Genomic DNA, 15,305 nt, shown 5'->3' with positions numbered 1-15,305 from the left:
GTTGATCAATTATGATTAAAATGATGAATAAATACATTTTTGGAGCAAGCAGTTTTTTACTGCTTGCTTTTTCATTTAGTACTAGTTTGATAGGCCAAGAGATTTCATCTTTGACTTCAATCAATACACCCTATGACGAACAACACCCCGTAATTTCTCCTAATGGAGAATTATTTTTCTCTGTAGGTTTTCATCCTGAGAATTTAGGAGGTGCTACAGATTTTGGAGATATATGGATGGCTAAGCAAGCCACTTCTGGAGCGTGGGAAAAACCCATGCATGTCAAAAGCTTATCTACTTCTGGTAATGATGTGCTACTGGGGTTTCCCGATGCATTGACTGCTTATGTCTACCATAGTGGAGATGGCATCAAAATGCGACAAGGCATCCATCAATACGCTAGATTCGGTTCAGAATGGAATTATGTAAGACCTTTAGAAATGGGGAATTTCAGGAATCAAGGAACGCATTTCAGTGGTAGATTGAGTCAAGACAAAAAAGTGATCATCATGGCCATGAATTCATTTGGCTCGTATGGTAATGAAGACATTTATATTTCTGAAGAAATTAGAGAGGGCGTTTGGTCTTCACCAATCAATTTGGGTTCGGATGTCAATACCTTTTCTCAAGAATTGACACCTTCTATTTCCTCAGATTTGAAGAGGATCTATTTTGCTTCAAACTCAAACATCTCTGGTAGGGGTAGAGATATTTACACTGCACAAAGATTAGATGCAGATTCATGGACTTCCTGGTCTGAACCCGAGCCATTAGGACAAATCAATACCGAAGGTGCAGAATTGAGCTATGTGATATTTGATCAAGATAAGAGTCTTGCTTTTTATACAAGTACTCAAAATTCCGAAGGTTTTGGAGATATATTGATGATTACGCATCAACAAGAAAATTGGGAATCTGTTGCTAAAGTTTTAGATAAAGTAGACGATGGTAAAGATTTGAAAATTAATCAGCTAGAAGTATCAAATGATTCGATTATTGATAAAGAATCACTTTCAAAAGCCAGTACAGTCGTAGTGGGTGACACACAAGCCATCATACCAGTGGATAGCATAAAGCCTGTGATTGTCGAAGAAATAAAACCGGAAAAACAGAGATTTTTAAAAGTAATCGATCAACAAACCAAAGAGATTTTACCTTTCACACTAGTCTATACGAATGCGCAAGGTTTCAAAAAGACTGCTGCCAATCAAGAAGAGTTATGGGCAGCTCTAGATGCTGGACAAGTAGTATCGTTTTCCGTAAGTAGTGAAAATTATATTCCATCCTTAGTAGCAGATCCTAACAGCATTGATAATGAATTGATCATTGCACTTCAACCTTTAGCTTCGGGTTCTACGATTGTTTTAGATAACATTCAATTTAATAGGGGAACCTCCGATTTTGCTGATGCCAAATCTATTTCCCAATTAGATGAATTAGTGGATTTCTTAAGAGGCAATGCAAATGTCAGGATCAGACTAGAAGGGCATACAGACAATGTAGGTGATCCCCAATTAAATAAAGAGCTCTCTATGCAGAGAGCTTCCAAGATTAGAGGCTACCTGACTCTGAAAGGGATAGACTTTGAGCGAATTCGTATAGCGGGCTGGGGAGGAAGTAGACCAGTAGCCGATAATGCTACAGAAGATGGCAAAGCCCAAAATAGAAGAGTGGAAATGATCATAGACAGATTAAACTAGCTAGAAATGTTTGAATATAACCCAGAAAAGCATTATCCAAAAGAGACAGAAAGTAGGGTTGTAATCCGCTTTCAAGATTGTGACCCTTTGCAGCATTTGAATAATGCGAAGTATTTTGATTACTTCTTCAATGCCAGAGAGGATCAAGTTCCAAAACTGTATGGCGTAGAAATGATTGATTTTATTCAAAAATATAAAGCCGCCTGGGTAGTTTACAATCATAATATCTCTTATGTCCGGCCAGCAAAAGTTGGGGAATGGGTAAGGATCAGAAGCCGTATTTTATGGCACAATCACAATACAGTAGTGGTAGAGTATTACATGACAGATGATACGAAAAGGGAGTTGAAAACTTTATTGTGGACTACCATGCGCTACGTGACAGTTAAGGAAGGTAAATCTACAGACCATAGTGGGGCAGTCTTAGAATTTCTAAAAGCAACCTCAGAGAATTTTGATATTGCTAATTTGAGTATTTCAGAAAGAGTAAAGCAGCTGAAAATCAAGCTACAAGGTTTGTGATATTTATTCGAAATTGATCGTTTTTAGAAAAAACCTGTTCAATTATGGACAGGTTTTTTTAGTATTTAATTTAGATAATAGCAAAGAAAATTTTTTTAAATAAATATTTTCAAATTTTTAAACTTTTGAATGCAACCTTTTAAAAAGTTTAAATTTAAGCTTAGGTGTGATTTTTTGTATCAGATGCGTACAGTTGGACAGCAACTTGACTTGAAAATGAAACAGTATTTAGGATATTTGATAGCTCCGAATTTTAATTTTGACTCTATTTATTAACCGTCTGTTTACTCAAATTCGCTTTTCATTCTAATGTCTGAAAATTTATTGGTACAGAACATGGCTATACCATACCGACAAACAAAACCAATAAATGATAAAATTATGAAAACACTATTCACAATCGCACTAGCCCTTAGTTTAGTAACAAGTGGCTTTGCCAATGAAGGAACAATGAATGTAAAAGCTGCTTCACATGTAAAAGTCTCCGAAAAATCCATAGTGGTCTCTCTGGATGAATCATTAGGAAAAGTTCGCTTGGCCATTGAAGATGAAAAAGGCAAAAGACTTCATTCTCAGACACTCTTCCTAAAAAGTTCCACTCGAGTTCCTTTCGACCTTTCTAACTTACCCGCTGGAAACTACACGGTTGAAATAGCTAGTTTGGAAAAGAAAAATACTGTTGGAAAGGCAGTGTACAAAGTGGTAACCAAAGAAGCAGATCAGCCGATTGCCTTACCTTTGATGGCATCAGGTAAAGTGCTAGCATCAAACAAAGTGAAATTAACAGTTTTCGGATTGGAAGAACCTGGAATTGATGTGAAGATTAAAAATCAATTTGGGAGAACTCTATTCCAAGAGAGAATCAATGAAAACGAGGGTTTTCAAAAGGTATATCACCTCAAAGACATCAACCCTAAGTCTATTGTGATGGAGGTCACAGACATCAAGGGAAGACAAAAGAACCTGTATTTTTAACTATCACACAAAATAAGGTCTTGGAGTCATCTGAGACCTTTTTTGTTTGCTTTTTTTACACTGACGGTTATTTAGACCGTTATTTTTTTTACATTTTTGACATTCAATTATTCAAAAACAATCCCAGTATATAACAAAAATTAATCAGCAATGAGGCTAAAACACCAAATTTCATTACTTGTATTAGCATTATTTGTATGGTCATCTGCTGCTGTAGCTCAGGAGCAAGTAGACCTAGAGATGATGTACAAAATCAAAAATGAAGGCTTGAGAAATTCTCAAATCCAAGACCTTTCTTTTCATCTTACTGACTTGATGGGGCCTAGGCTTTCTGGTTCATCAAACTTAAGAAGGGCACGTCAGTGGACAGCAGATAAATTCAAAGAATGGGGTCTTGAAAATGTGCGTATTGACTCTTACGGAGATTTTGGTAGAGGATGGGACGTGAAGAAATCTTACATCGCTATGAAAGATCCTTATTATGCATCTATCATAGGCCACCCAAAAGCTTGGACAGATGGTACAAATGGATTGGTGTCTTCTGAAGTGGTTTTGGTAGATATTCAGTCAGAAGCTGATATTGAAAAGTATAAAGGGAAGTTAGCAGGAAAGGTGATCATTGTACCTACTACATTGTCTATTTCACCAGCATTTGAAGCAGAAGCAAGAAGACTAACCGACGAAGAACTTGAAGCTAGAAAAGTAATTGCTATCGGCGGTGGAGGTGGTGCAAGATGGACTCCTCAACAAATGGAGCAAATGAGAGCTACAAGAGCCTTAGATGCGAAAGTAAACGAATTCTTGATGGAAGAAGGAATTGCCCTTAGACTTACGGGTACTAGAGGTAACTTCGGAACTGTATTCCATACCAGAGCAGGTTCTTACAGTACAGATAAGAGAAAAACGATGCCAGAAATGGAGATCGCATTAGAGCATTTTGGTAGAATTGAGCGATTAATTAAGAATGGTCACAAGGTTACTATCGATGCTGAAATCGAAGTAGAATGGCTAGATGATGATTACAAGGGCTATAATGTCTTAGCTGAAATTCCAGGAACTGATAAGACTTTGAAGCCTGAGTTGGTCATGCTAGGAGCACATTTAGATAGCTGGCATGCAGGAACAGGCGCTAATGACAATGCTGCTGGTGTTGCTGTAATGATGGAAGCCATCAGAATATTAAAAACTCTTGGCGTGCAGCCAAAAAGAACCATTAGAATTGCGCTTTGGGGTGAAGAAGAGCAAGGGCTCTATGGCTCTAGAGGATATGTACAGAAATATGTAGCAGACAGACAGACCAAAGATAAAAAAGGTGAGTGGGATAAAATTTCTGCTTATTACAATGTAGATAATGGTTCTGGAAAAATCAGAGGCATCTACTTGGAAGGTAATGATCAACTGGTTCCTGTATTTGAAAAATGGTTTGAGCCTTTCCATGAAATGGGAGCAAAAACCATTACAAGAAGAAATACCGGTTCTACAGACCACGTGGCATTTGATGCAGTGGGTGTACCTGGTTTTCAGTTTATTCAAGACCCGATCGACTATGGTAGAGGATACCATACAAACATGGATCTATATGAAAGAATGCAACAAGGTGATATGACTCAGGCTGCAATTATCGTAGCAGCGATGGTTTATAACACAGCACAAAGAGATCAGAAATTACCAAGGAAACCTTGGAACTAAAAAGAAGAGGGAGGTTGAAGAATCTCCCTTTTTTTTATAAGGCTTTTTTAAAAATCAAAACTATTCAAATCTCTTGATTGGAAAATTTAAATTTCACTTCATGTTAATAAGGATAAAGCTTTTGAAAAGATTAAAAATTTGGTTTGAGCCAGTATTTTTTGTTAAAACAAAATATTCTAAAAGAGATTACTATTTGTGGAAGCTTAGAATATTGGTATATTCGAACTCTCTTTTAAACTGAATCAGAATTAACCCAATAATAACATGCAAGGATTGCCAAGAACGATATTTACAGAAGAACATGAGATGTTCAGACAGTCTGTAAGAGATTACATAGCCAAAGAAATCACTCCCCATAATGCAGAGTGGGAAAAAAATAAAATGGTATCCAAAGAGTCTTGGAAAGGATTAGGTGAAAATGGTTTTTTATGTCTCTCTGCTCCAGAAGAGTTTGGAGGTATGGGCATTGAAGATTTCAGGTATGCTGCCTTATTTATTGAAGAACTTGGATTAAGTGGATGTTCTGGACCTGCGATCGGTTATCCTTTGCATAGCGAGATTGTATTCCCGTACGTTCATCACTATGGTACTGAGGTTGCCAAAAGCAAATACATCCCTAAAATGATTTCTGGAGAAATGATCTCTGCGGTGGCCATGACTGAGCCTGGCGCTGGTAGTGATTTGCAAAATATCAAAGCCACTGCTCAAGATATGGGTGATCACTATTTGATCAATGGATCCAAAACTTTTATTACCAATGGCTATCTCTGTGACTTGGTAGTAGTGGCTGCCAAGACTGATTCAAGCTTAGGTGCTAAAGGTATCAGTTTGTTTTTGGTAGATACCACCATGGAGGGATTTAGTAAAGGAGTTCCTTTCGAAAAAGTAGGGTTACATGCGCAAGACACTTGTGAATTGTTTTTCGAAGATGTGAAAGTACCTAAAGAAAATCTCCTTGGTAAAGTAGGTGAGGGTTTCAAATACCTGATGACAGAACTTGCACAAGAAAGATTGGTGGTAGCCCTTGCAGCCTTGGCATTGGCAGAGAGTACCTATCAAGCGACGATTGATTACGTGAAACAAAGACCTGCTTTCGGTAAGACGGTTGCGGATTTTCAGAATACCAGATTCAAGTTGGCAGAGATGTCCGCGAAGTTAGAAATGGCTAGAATCTACATGGATCAATTGGTGCTCTTGCACAATGACAAAAAAGTGGACTCTGCAATGGCCTCCGCTGCCAAATACACGATGACAGAATTACAATGTGAAGTAGCGGACGAATGTGTACAATTGCATGGAGGATATGGTTATATGTGGGAATATCCAGTAGCTAGGGCATATGCTGATGCTCGTGTGCAGCGAATCTATGCTGGCACCAACGAAATCATGAAAGAATTGATCGCTAGAAAGATCTTGAGTTGATCAATATAAATTCAGCTATGAAAAAGCCACTTTGTTTGATGCAAAGTGGCTTTAATTTTTTCTGAGAAACATAATTCTTTTATATTTAGTAGCTAAACCCAAAATATGCAATAGAGTTTCTATTTCGAACCCTAATGCATCATTCGGGTTAAATTGTTTAAATCATTCATTGACCCAAAATATAAGATAACTTATGCAAGATTTTCCTTGGTACAAATTTTATCCTTCGGCGGTAGATAAGGATATTGATGTCAAAGCCTATTCCTCTGTTGTAGATTTATTTGAAGAAAGTGTCAAAAAATATGGTAATTCAATTGCTTATGAATGTATGGGCAAGACCATTACATTCAATGAAGTTGACCAACTTTCAAAAACCTTTGCAGCTTATCTTCAGAACAATCTGATGATGAAAAAAGGTGATCGCGTGGCCATTCAAATGCCAAATTGTCTACAGTATCCTGTAGCCATGTTTGGTGTATTGAGAGCGGGTATGGTGGTGGTGAATACCAATCCACTGTATACAGCCAGCGAAATGAAGCATCAGTTCAATGATGCTGGTGCTGATGCAATTGTGATACTGGCCAATTTTGCTTTTAATTTAGAAAAAATTCAAAAGGACATCTCTGCAAAACATGTCATAGTCACAGAACTTGGAGATATGCTTGGAGGCTTAAAAGGTGGTATTGTGAATTTTGTAGTAAAATACATTAAAAAGATGGTACCTGCTTTTAATTTACCAAAAGCAATCAAATGGAAGGAGGTCATGTCAGCAGCCAACCCTGCAAGTTTCAAAAGGGAAGAAATGACTTTGGGAGATGCAGCCTATTTGCAATATACTGGTGGCACCACAGGTGTATCCAAAGGTGCAGAATTGACGCATGGCAATATAGTAGCTAATATGCAACAGATCTCAGCTTGGATGAAGCCAAAACTAAGAGAAAGAGAAGAAGTCGTCATTACTGCTTTGCCATTGTATCATATTTTTGCTTTGACTGTAAATTGTCTTGCAATGATGAAGATTGGCGCTCACAATGTATTGATCACCAATCCAAGAGATATGCCTGGATTCATCAAAGAATTGTCCAAGCATAAATTCACTGTATTCACTGGCGTAAATACACTTTTCAATGGATTATTAAATCAAGATGCATTCACTAAGCTTGATTTTTCTTCTCTGAAGATCGCTGTAGGAGGGGGGATGGCTGTGCAAAAAGCTACAGCAGAAAAATGGCAAAAAGTGACGGGCACTCCACTTGCAGAGGGTTATGGGTTGACGGAGACCTCTCCAGTGGCCACTTGTAATGCTATAGACGGTACAGAAAGAATTGGTACCATTGGAGTTCCTCTTCCACACACCAATGTCAAGGTCATAGATGATGATGGAAAAGTCTTGGGAGTTGGTGAAAAGGGGGAGTTGTGCATTCAAGGTCCTCAAGTCATGAAGGGCTATTGGAATAGACCGGACGAGACCGAGAAAGTCATGGATGGAGATTGGTTCAAGACTGGTGATATTGCAGTTATTGACGAAGATGGATTTGTGAAAATCGTAGATCGGAAGAAGGAAATGATCCTTGTCTCTGGATTCAATGTCTATCCAAATGAAGTAGAAAATGTAATCGCTTCGCATCCAAAAGTATTGGAAGTAGGAGTAATAGGCATGCCAGATGATAAGTCTACAGAAAAAGTAGTGGCCTATGTGGTGCCTAAAGATAAATCCATCACAGAAGAAGAAATCATCACTTATACCAAGGAAAACCTGACCAATTATAAAGTACCTCGTGAAGTCTATTTTGCTGATGAGCTACCCAAGACCAATGTAGGGAAGATATTGAGAAGAAAGATCAAAGAAAATCACGAGAAGACATTAGGTTAATATTGATCTAATCTAGTTCATGGTATTTTGATATTTATTGATATTAAAGTGTATTTATCCCCCTTCTTGTGCTTAGCCAAACAAAAGATTGTTTGCTGTACAATTTTAAGTTTGATTGACTATAGGCTACGCCACGGCGCAAGAGTTGTCGTCTGTTGACGGGTATTCGCAAAATGTAACGCATCTTCTTACCTAAAATACAACATAGCGAATACTCAGATATTTAAAAGTAAAAAGCCCAGCTGAGATGATCAGCTGGGTTTTTATTATGAATTTTAGAATTTATTCTGTTGGAGGAGCAGGAAATTGTGGTGCCAAGACTTTGTCAATAAAGTGGGTTACACTATTGGTTGCTTTGAAGTCTGTTCTGATGATATTGGCACTTTGACCAAATACATCATGTAAGACCAATTGACCGTTTTCATCTTGCACTGTTAAGCTAGTAGGTGCATCATAAAGAAATGACAATAAATTTGCTTCACCTTGAATTTCGAGTAATTGATTACCCGAAAATTTCTTTCCAGAGATCACTTGATTACCAATGGCGGCCATTACCAAATCAAGGTTTTGGTTTACATTTCTTGGGGTAATATCCATTAATGCATAGGCCTCGTCTGTTGCCATAAAGACTGTTGCTCTGTCCTTTACTGCTGGAACCCAATTGTCTGTAGCTCTCAAAGCTGCTAAGGTTACCTGCACTGAAGGCATGGCATTGTTCGCTCTTGCATTTGGATCAGTTGGGAATTGGAGGTTTTCTAGTTCTTCCAAAAATGCCTTCTTAAAGAGAGCATTTTCGTCTAAGGTAGGTTGTTCTTCAACTGAGGTACAGGAGAACGTGACCGCAATCACAGCGGCGAAGACCAAAGCCATCCCGGCTCTGAGTCTTTTGGTTAGGGTGTTGTGCATTATTCAAATGGATTTGGTAGTAATAAAACTGATGAAAGATAATATAAAAATGCATTTCAAAAAATATTTATTCAAAATCTTTTGAGAAATGACCAAATAATCCTTTGTTTTTAGGGAGATTTACCTAAAAAAGTAAATTATTTGATAAATGATTGTGCTTGAGTCTTCAGATTATCCTTAATCAACTCAATCTTTGGAAAGGCTAATCAGAATCAATACCTTCGTATTTTAATTGGAAAACAAGAATTATCAATGGATTTAAAGAAATTAGACCAAGACCTCACTGCCATAGTGGAGAAGAGAATCGAGTTGAGTAAAATCACCTATGCAGACGAGCGCTATGATGATATTGAAGAGGAGCTTCATGATTTGGAGGATGATTTCAATGAAGAGTATGGAGATGAATTGGAATCTGAATTAGAGAAAATATACAAATTGCTTCAATCTGACAATGATGTATTATTGCCTTCTGCTTATTTGGCGAATTCGTATGTGCCCATGTTGCCAGATGCAAATGGGGTGATCTCCTACGAGGTAAAAGGCCCTCAAGGAGTCCCTGTAGAGTCTGATCAGTTTGAAAACCAAGATGTAAGAATCGTAATTATTCCTAATCCTACTAGATTTGTGATGCAAATCAATGGTGTGTCTCTCAAAGATCTTTGGAGAGCTAGATAGGTTTAGTTATTAAGTTAATTGGATAACAATATTGGATAACAGTAATTGAGTTAATTTGTGATTAGTGAATGAGCATTCAATAGTTAATCAATTGTAACCCTTCACCAAATTAAAAATGCCTGAAGTGATTGACTTCAGGCATTTTTGATTAGAAACCTAATTTTCCCCTAATTTGCTCTAAGATTTTTTGAGCTTCGGTTCTCGCCTTGGCTTCACCTGCTGCCAATTTTGCTTCCAATTCCTTTGGATTGGACATGTAGTAATCGAAAGCTTCTCTTTCTTTTTGAAACTTGCTGAGGATTAGGTCTAGAAACTCCTTCTTTGCATGACCATAACCAAAATTACCAGCAAGGTATTTTTCTCTTAATGCCAAAGTAGCTGTCTCATCTGCTATCAAGCTATAAAGCTTATAGACATTACAAGTATCAGGGTCTTTTGGCTCCTCTAGAGGTGTGCTATCTGTGACAATGCTATTGATATTTTTCTTCAATTGCTTTTCTGGAAGAAAGATATCTATGTAATTGTTATAAGACTTGCTCATCTTTTGACCATCGGTTCCAGGAATGATCATCACAGATTCACTGATTCTCGCTTCTGGAATGGTAAATATTTCTGCTTCCAATTGCCTGTTTACCGTGCTCGCAATGTCCCTGGTAATTTCCAAGTGTTGCAATTGATCTTTTCCGACAGGGACCAAATTGGCACTATAGAGCAAAATGTCCGCAGCCATCAATACTGGATAAGTAAAAAGTCCAGCATTTACATCCGCTAGCCTATCAGACTTATCCTTGAAACTGTGTGCATTGGCCAACATCGGAAAAGGAGTGAAGCAGCTCAAATACCAGGTCAACTCAGCAACTTCTGGAATTTGTGATTGTCTATAGAAAACTGTTTTGGAAATATCCAAGCCAAAAGCCAACCAAGCTGCCGCCACTGCCAAGGTGTTTTCCTTTCTCAGGGCTCCATCTTTGATGGTAGTGAGAGAATGAAAATCTGCAATAAATATAAAAGACTCTCCTTTTTCTTTCTTAGTGAGTTCGATAGCAGGGACTATAGCCCCGAGGATATTGCCTAGGTGAGGCCTTCCCGAACTTTGTATACCTGTCAATACTCTAGCCATTTCTCAGAATTTTGGCGCAAATTAAATAAATATGGGTACAATTCGTGTGAATTTTGCCGTTATTTGCCTACATGAATACACATAAGTTTTATCTGCTTTTCGCTTTATTCCTAATGATCAATGCATTGCCCATTGAGGCACAGGTGATTGAGCGTCAGCTTTTGTTTTGGGAAAATAGAACAATTGATATAGGGACAGTTTTCGAGGAAAATGGTAAAATCGAAGTAGAGTTTTTGGGTTTGAATCAATCAGATTCTTTGATTTTGATCTCTGATGTAATTACAGATTGTGGTTGTACTACAGTAGAGTTTTCTCAAGACACCATTTTTCAAAGTAAAGTAGGAAGTGTCAAGATCAGTTATGAGCCTGACCATAGGGGTGGTCCCTTTACAAAGTTGATTGTGGTCAGAACTAACCAAGACATCTATGGAGATACGCTTTACCTTCAAGGGAATAATATACCCTTGCCAGATGATCTGATGGCTGCATATGCACATCAAGTGAAAAATGTTGGCTTTAGACTTCCCGCTATCAATATGGGGAATGTGTATACCAATGAAGCAAAGATAAAATTGGTGGAGATATATAATTTCGGAGTCGATAGTCTCAGACTGATGTCAAATGCTTCAAGCAGTGATTTTATTGATTTGAGCTTGTTCCCAGAAGTAATAGGCCCAGATCAGAGAGGTTTAATTGAAATAGCTTATAATGGAGCTGATAGGGCTGATTTTGGTTTTGTATCAGATGACTTAATTTTGAATTTTGAAGGGATGGATGAACCTGTTTCAATTAAATTGCTAGCAAATATTTTTGAGTACTTTGAACCCATTCCAAAGAGCATGATGCAAAATGTACCCCGCTTGGGAATTCAAGATGTAGAAATTGACCTCAAGGATATCCGAGCCAATCAAATTGTCAAAAGGAAGGTTAAATTAACTAATCAAGGAGGAGAGCCTTTGCAGATTAGAAAAGTAGTGGGTAATTGTGATTGCGTATTAATCAACTTGGAGTCTTTACTCATTCAACCCAATGAATCTACAGACTTGGAATTTACCTTTGATCCTAAGGGTAGGAGAGGGATAGATCATAAGCATATTACGATTTTTTCCAATGACCCTGTCAACCCTGTGAGAACCATCATAGTGAAAAGTACCATCAAATAAAGAAATGCTAGACAAGGAACTTTGTGGCATAGTTTTCGTTTGTTTAAATATGGTCATTTAGCAGGAAAAAGATCTTGCAGACCGCTTTTAATTTTCTTTTCACTCAAAACAAATAATGATATGAGTTCTACAAAATTTCTTTTAGGAGCACTTCTTGGTGCTGCAGTCGGTGTACAGGTTGGTATTTTGATCGCTCCAGACAAGGGTGTCAATACAAGAAAAAAATTAGGCAAGAAAGGCAGTGCGTATCTTGATGAAGTAAATGGTAAAGTGAGTGGCTTCATTGATGGTCTTAACAAAAAAGTAAATGAAGCGAGTCAAGAAGTAGACAAACTGGCCAAGAAAGCAAAAGCCGAAGCTGAGAAACTTGCCAAGTGAAAATGTCTTATACTTGTAAAGTATGAAGGTAGTCTTGAAATAGACTACCTTATTTTTTTTATATTATTTATCCAAAATAATCTATATAGTCTTAAAATAAGTTTAAAAGTATTATATATAGTTTTTTATATGTTAAAAATATTCCAAAAAATAAAATATTATTTCAATAAATAGCATTCCGTCTATATAAAATTTTGATATTTTAGGTAAAATAATTTTTAAAAAGCTTTTTTATAAATGTGAAATACATTTAATTTACCATGTAATACATTTTATTGGTTAAAAACATCATTTAAAGGCTAATAAACTGCTTTACACTTTAAAAAGTATTTTAAACTTTTAACACCCAAGATATGAAATCAAAACTTCTACTCTTAATCTTTACTTTGGTTGGATATTTATATCATCCAGTTCAAGCTCAAGAAACCTATGGAGGTAACCCTCCCATAGTGACCCCTTACACAGCTTCGACGCTTCCAAGCGTTACCACGGATAAAGATGATTATTTGCCAGGTGAGACTGCTATCATTACTGGTACAGGATGGATTTATGATTCAGTTGTCGATCTTCATTTTATAGAGGATCCATTTGTTGATCATATTCATGATTACCATGATATCGCAGTAGATGAAGATGGAAATTTCACCATTCTTTTTCCTATTCTTGAACGGCATTTGGGTGTAGCTTTCACTCTGCATGCTAAGGGAATGACAACAGGACAAGTGGCTTTGGCTTATTTTACTGATGGTAATTTTACTTTCTCCACCTCAGGATTACCTAACGGCCAATTGGTTGATGTTGAATGGACAGTTAGCGGAAATCTTCCACAAGGAGGTGATAAAGATGGCCAAATCGTTGTCGGTATTTCAAATACAAGTGGAGGTGCTAATAGTAGAGAAGTAGATTTCACCTACATTACTAATCCTTTAACTAATGGAGGAATCAAGTACCAAATTCTTAATTATAGTACAACAGGCGGTGCTCAAGTGACGTCCAAAACAGACACGTTGACAATTTTTAATAGTGGAGCAGCTAATGTAGCTAATGATAGAACAATTACTGCCAATTACGGGGCTTTAATTTCAAGCAATGAATCAGCGATTTATGGTAGTTCTGTGACACTTACATCTACTTTTTATTCCAATTACCAAACATCGACAAGTATTTCAGGTAAAACCATTACATTTTATTTGGATGGTACTGCTGTAGGTACGGGAGTTACCAATGCAAGTGGTGTAGCTTCTTTGACCCTTGATTTGACTAGTGTACCTATACTAGGGAAATTGAATGTTGGGACTTATGATATTACTACGTCATTTGCTGGTGATACTGGTTTGTTGGCAGTTCCTAAGGAAAATAGTACAGGATCGGTGTTGACTGTTGAACAGAAAGAAATCACAGGTAATTTCACGGCTGATAATAAGGTTTACGATGGAAATAATGAAGCTATTATATCTAATAGAGCATTAATTGGGATTGTTTCTGGCGATATTGTAACTCTTGATGGAGGAACTGCTACTTTTTCGGATGCAAATGCAGGAGACAATAAAGTTGTAACCTTATCGGGAGCAACTCTTACTGGAGTGGATGCGGGAAATTATATTCTTACATCGGTCGAGACTTCATTAGCAAATATAGAAAAGGCACCGTCCACTACAGTAGTAACTATCAACGGCGGACCATTCACATATACAGGTTCAGCGATTGAGCCAGCAACAGTAAGTGTAACCGGCCCGGGCGGATTGAATCTGACACCTGATGCGGTTTACTCCAACAATATCAATGCAGGAACTGCGACAGCTAGCTACGACTACGAAGGAGATGACAACTATCTTCCAAGCAGCGACAGCGAAGACTTTGAAATCGGCAAAGCCACAACAGTTACCACGGTAACCATCAACGGCGGACCGTTTACCTACACCGGATCTGCCATCGAGCCTGCCACGGTAAGTGTGACCGGACCGGGCGGATTGGACTTGACTCCAGCCGCTGACTATGCAAACAACATCAATGCTGGCACAGCCACGGCAAGCTACAGCTATGCAGGAGATGACAATTATCTGCCAAGCAGCGACAGCGAGGACTTTGAAATCGGCAAAGCCACAACAGTTACCACGGTAACCATCAACGGTGGACCGTTTACTTATACAGGATCTACCATCGAGCCTGCCACGGTAAGTGTAACCGGCCCGGGCGGATTGGATCTGACTCCAACTGCTGATTATGCAAACAACATCAATGCTGGCACGGCCACGGCTAGCTACAGCTATGCAGGAGATGCTAATTACCTACCAAGCAGCGACAGCGAAGACTTTACGATTGACAAGGCTGCAACGACAACAGTTGTGACGATCAACGGTGGACCGTTTACTTATACAGGATCTGCCATCGAGCCTGCCACGGTAAGTGTAACCGGCCCGGGCGGATTGGATCTGACTCCAACTGCTGATTATGCAAACAACATCAATGCAGGCACGGCCACGGCTAGCTACAGCTATGCAGGAGATGACAATTATCTGCCAAGCAGCGACAGCGAAGACTTTACGATTGACAAGGCTGCAACGACAACAGTTGTGACGATCAACGGCGGACCGTTTACTTATACAGGTTCGGCGATTGAACCGGCAACTGTAAGTGTTACTGGACCGGGCGGATTGAATCTGACACCTGATGCGGTTTACTCCAACAATATCAATGCAGGAACTGCGACAGCTAGCTACGACTACGAAGGAGATGACAACTATCTTCCAAGCAGTGATAGTGAAGACTTCGAGATTGGTAAAGCATCTACGACCACAGTAGTGACTATCAACGGCGGACCATTCACATATACAGGTTCAGCGATTGAGCCAGCAACAGTAAGTGTAACAGGACCGGGTGGA

Annotated in this window: 12 protein-coding genes; 10 read left to right on the top strand and 2 right to left on the bottom strand. The window is 38.4% G+C overall.

What is annotated here, in order from left to right; genetic code table 11:
• The first annotated feature begins 20 nt into the window (after positions 1–20).
• From BW935_RS17235 to BW935_RS17210, 6 genes are all read left to right on the top strand, one after another.
• The gene (locus tag BW935_RS17235; RefSeq protein WP_245802735.1) at positions 21–1,700 is read left to right on the top strand and encodes an OmpA family protein; all 1,680 of its coding nucleotides are present in this window, start codon (positions 21–23) and stop codon (positions 1,698–1,700) included.
• A 6-nt stretch (positions 1,701–1,706) separates the two neighbouring features.
• Positions 1,707–2,222, top strand: coding sequence for an acyl-CoA thioesterase (locus tag BW935_RS17230; RefSeq protein ID WP_076503027.1), 516 nt, complete (start codon positions 1,707–1,709; stop codon positions 2,220–2,222).
• 381 nt (positions 2,223–2,603) lie between these two features.
• Positions 2,604–3,197, top strand: coding sequence for a DUF3244 domain-containing protein (locus BW935_RS17225; protein WP_076503052.1), 594 nt, complete (start codon positions 2,604–2,606; stop codon positions 3,195–3,197).
• 150 nt (positions 3,198–3,347) lie between these two features.
• Entirely contained in the window at positions 3,348–4,886 is a 1,539-nt protein-coding gene (locus tag BW935_RS17220; RefSeq protein WP_076503026.1) for a M20/M25/M40 family metallo-hydrolase, read from the top strand.
• Positions 4,887–5,150: 264 nt separating this feature from the next.
• Positions 5,151–6,308 (top strand): acyl-CoA dehydrogenase family protein, encoded by a 1,158-nt coding sequence (locus BW935_RS17215; protein WP_076503025.1) that lies wholly within the window; start codon positions 5,151–5,153, stop codon positions 6,306–6,308.
• 193 nt (positions 6,309–6,501) lie between these two features.
• A complete protein-coding gene (locus BW935_RS17210) occupies positions 6,502–8,181 on the top strand; it encodes an AMP-binding protein (RefSeq protein ID WP_076503024.1) in 1,680 nt (559 codons plus the stop codon).
• Between the two features lie 282 nt (positions 8,182–8,463).
• Here BW935_RS17210 and BW935_RS17205 read toward each other — a convergent pair whose 3' ends face one another.
• Entirely contained in the window at positions 8,464–9,087 is a 624-nt protein-coding gene (locus BW935_RS17205; protein WP_076503023.1) for a fasciclin domain-containing protein, read from the bottom strand.
• 252 nt (positions 9,088–9,339) lie between these two features.
• Here BW935_RS17205 and BW935_RS17200 point away from each other — a divergent pair, with 252 nt between their 5' ends.
• Positions 9,340–9,762, top strand: coding sequence for a hypothetical protein (locus BW935_RS17200; protein ID WP_076503022.1), 423 nt, complete (start codon positions 9,340–9,342; stop codon positions 9,760–9,762).
• A gap of 148 nt (positions 9,763–9,910) precedes the next feature.
• Here the strand turns inward: BW935_RS17200 and trpS are convergent, their stop codons facing one another.
• Positions 9,911–10,882, bottom strand: coding sequence for a tryptophan--tRNA ligase (gene trpS / locus BW935_RS17195; RefSeq protein WP_076503021.1), 972 nt, complete (start codon positions 10,880–10,882; stop codon positions 9,911–9,913).
• Positions 10,883–10,953: 71 nt separating this feature from the next.
• On the opposite strand from trpS, the gene BW935_RS17190 reads away from it, so the two are divergent.
• From BW935_RS17190 to BW935_RS17180, 3 genes are all read left to right on the top strand, one after another.
• Positions 10,954–12,045 (top strand): DUF1573 domain-containing protein, encoded by a 1,092-nt coding sequence (locus tag BW935_RS17190; protein WP_076503020.1) that lies wholly within the window; start codon positions 10,954–10,956, stop codon positions 12,043–12,045.
• Between the two features lie 120 nt (positions 12,046–12,165).
• Positions 12,166–12,423, top strand: coding sequence for a YtxH domain-containing protein (locus tag BW935_RS17185; RefSeq protein WP_076503019.1), 258 nt, complete (start codon positions 12,166–12,168; stop codon positions 12,421–12,423).
• A gap of 353 nt (positions 12,424–12,776) precedes the next feature.
• Positions 12,777–15,305 (top strand): beta strand repeat-containing protein (locus BW935_RS17180; protein ID WP_139325570.1); only part of this gene is annotated, 2,529 nt, incomplete at its 3' end.

Source organism: Belliella pelovolcani, assembly GCF_900156785.1.
Taxonomy (GTDB): domain Bacteria; phylum Bacteroidota; class Bacteroidia; order Cytophagales; family Cyclobacteriaceae; genus Belliella; species Belliella pelovolcani.
This window is presented reverse-complemented; position numbering and strand designations above follow the sequence as displayed.

Bases quoted from the DNA above. Each gene is read 5' to 3' on its own strand.
- trpS (WP_076503021.1), bottom strand. From the start codon at position 10,882: ATGGCTAGAGTATTGACAGGTATACAAAGTTCGGGAAGGCCTCACCTA.
- BW935_RS17235 (WP_245802735.1), top strand. From the start codon at position 21: ATGATGAATAAATACATTTTTGGAGCAAGCAGTTTTTTACTGCTTGCT.
- BW935_RS17220 (WP_076503026.1), top strand. From the start codon at position 3,348: ATGAGGCTAAAACACCAAATTTCATTACTTGTATTAGCATTATTTGTA.
- BW935_RS17225 (WP_076503052.1), top strand. From the start codon at position 2,604: ATGAAAACACTATTCACAATCGCACTAGCCCTTAGTTTAGTAACAAGT.
- BW935_RS17215 (WP_076503025.1), top strand. From the start codon at position 5,151: ATGCAAGGATTGCCAAGAACGATATTTACAGAAGAACATGAGATGTTC.
- BW935_RS17210 (WP_076503024.1), top strand. From the start codon at position 6,502: ATGCAAGATTTTCCTTGGTACAAATTTTATCCTTCGGCGGTAGATAAG.
- BW935_RS17205 (WP_076503023.1), bottom strand. From the start codon at position 9,087: ATGCACAACACCCTAACCAAAAGACTCAGAGCCGGGATGGCTTTGGTC.
- BW935_RS17185 (WP_076503019.1), top strand. From the start codon at position 12,166: ATGAGTTCTACAAAATTTCTTTTAGGAGCACTTCTTGGTGCTGCAGTC.
- BW935_RS17200 (WP_076503022.1), top strand. From the start codon at position 9,340: ATGGATTTAAAGAAATTAGACCAAGACCTCACTGCCATAGTGGAGAAG.
- BW935_RS17190 (WP_076503020.1), top strand. From the start codon at position 10,954: ATGAATACACATAAGTTTTATCTGCTTTTCGCTTTATTCCTAATGATC.
- BW935_RS17230 (WP_076503027.1), top strand. From the start codon at position 1,707: ATGTTTGAATATAACCCAGAAAAGCATTATCCAAAAGAGACAGAAAGT.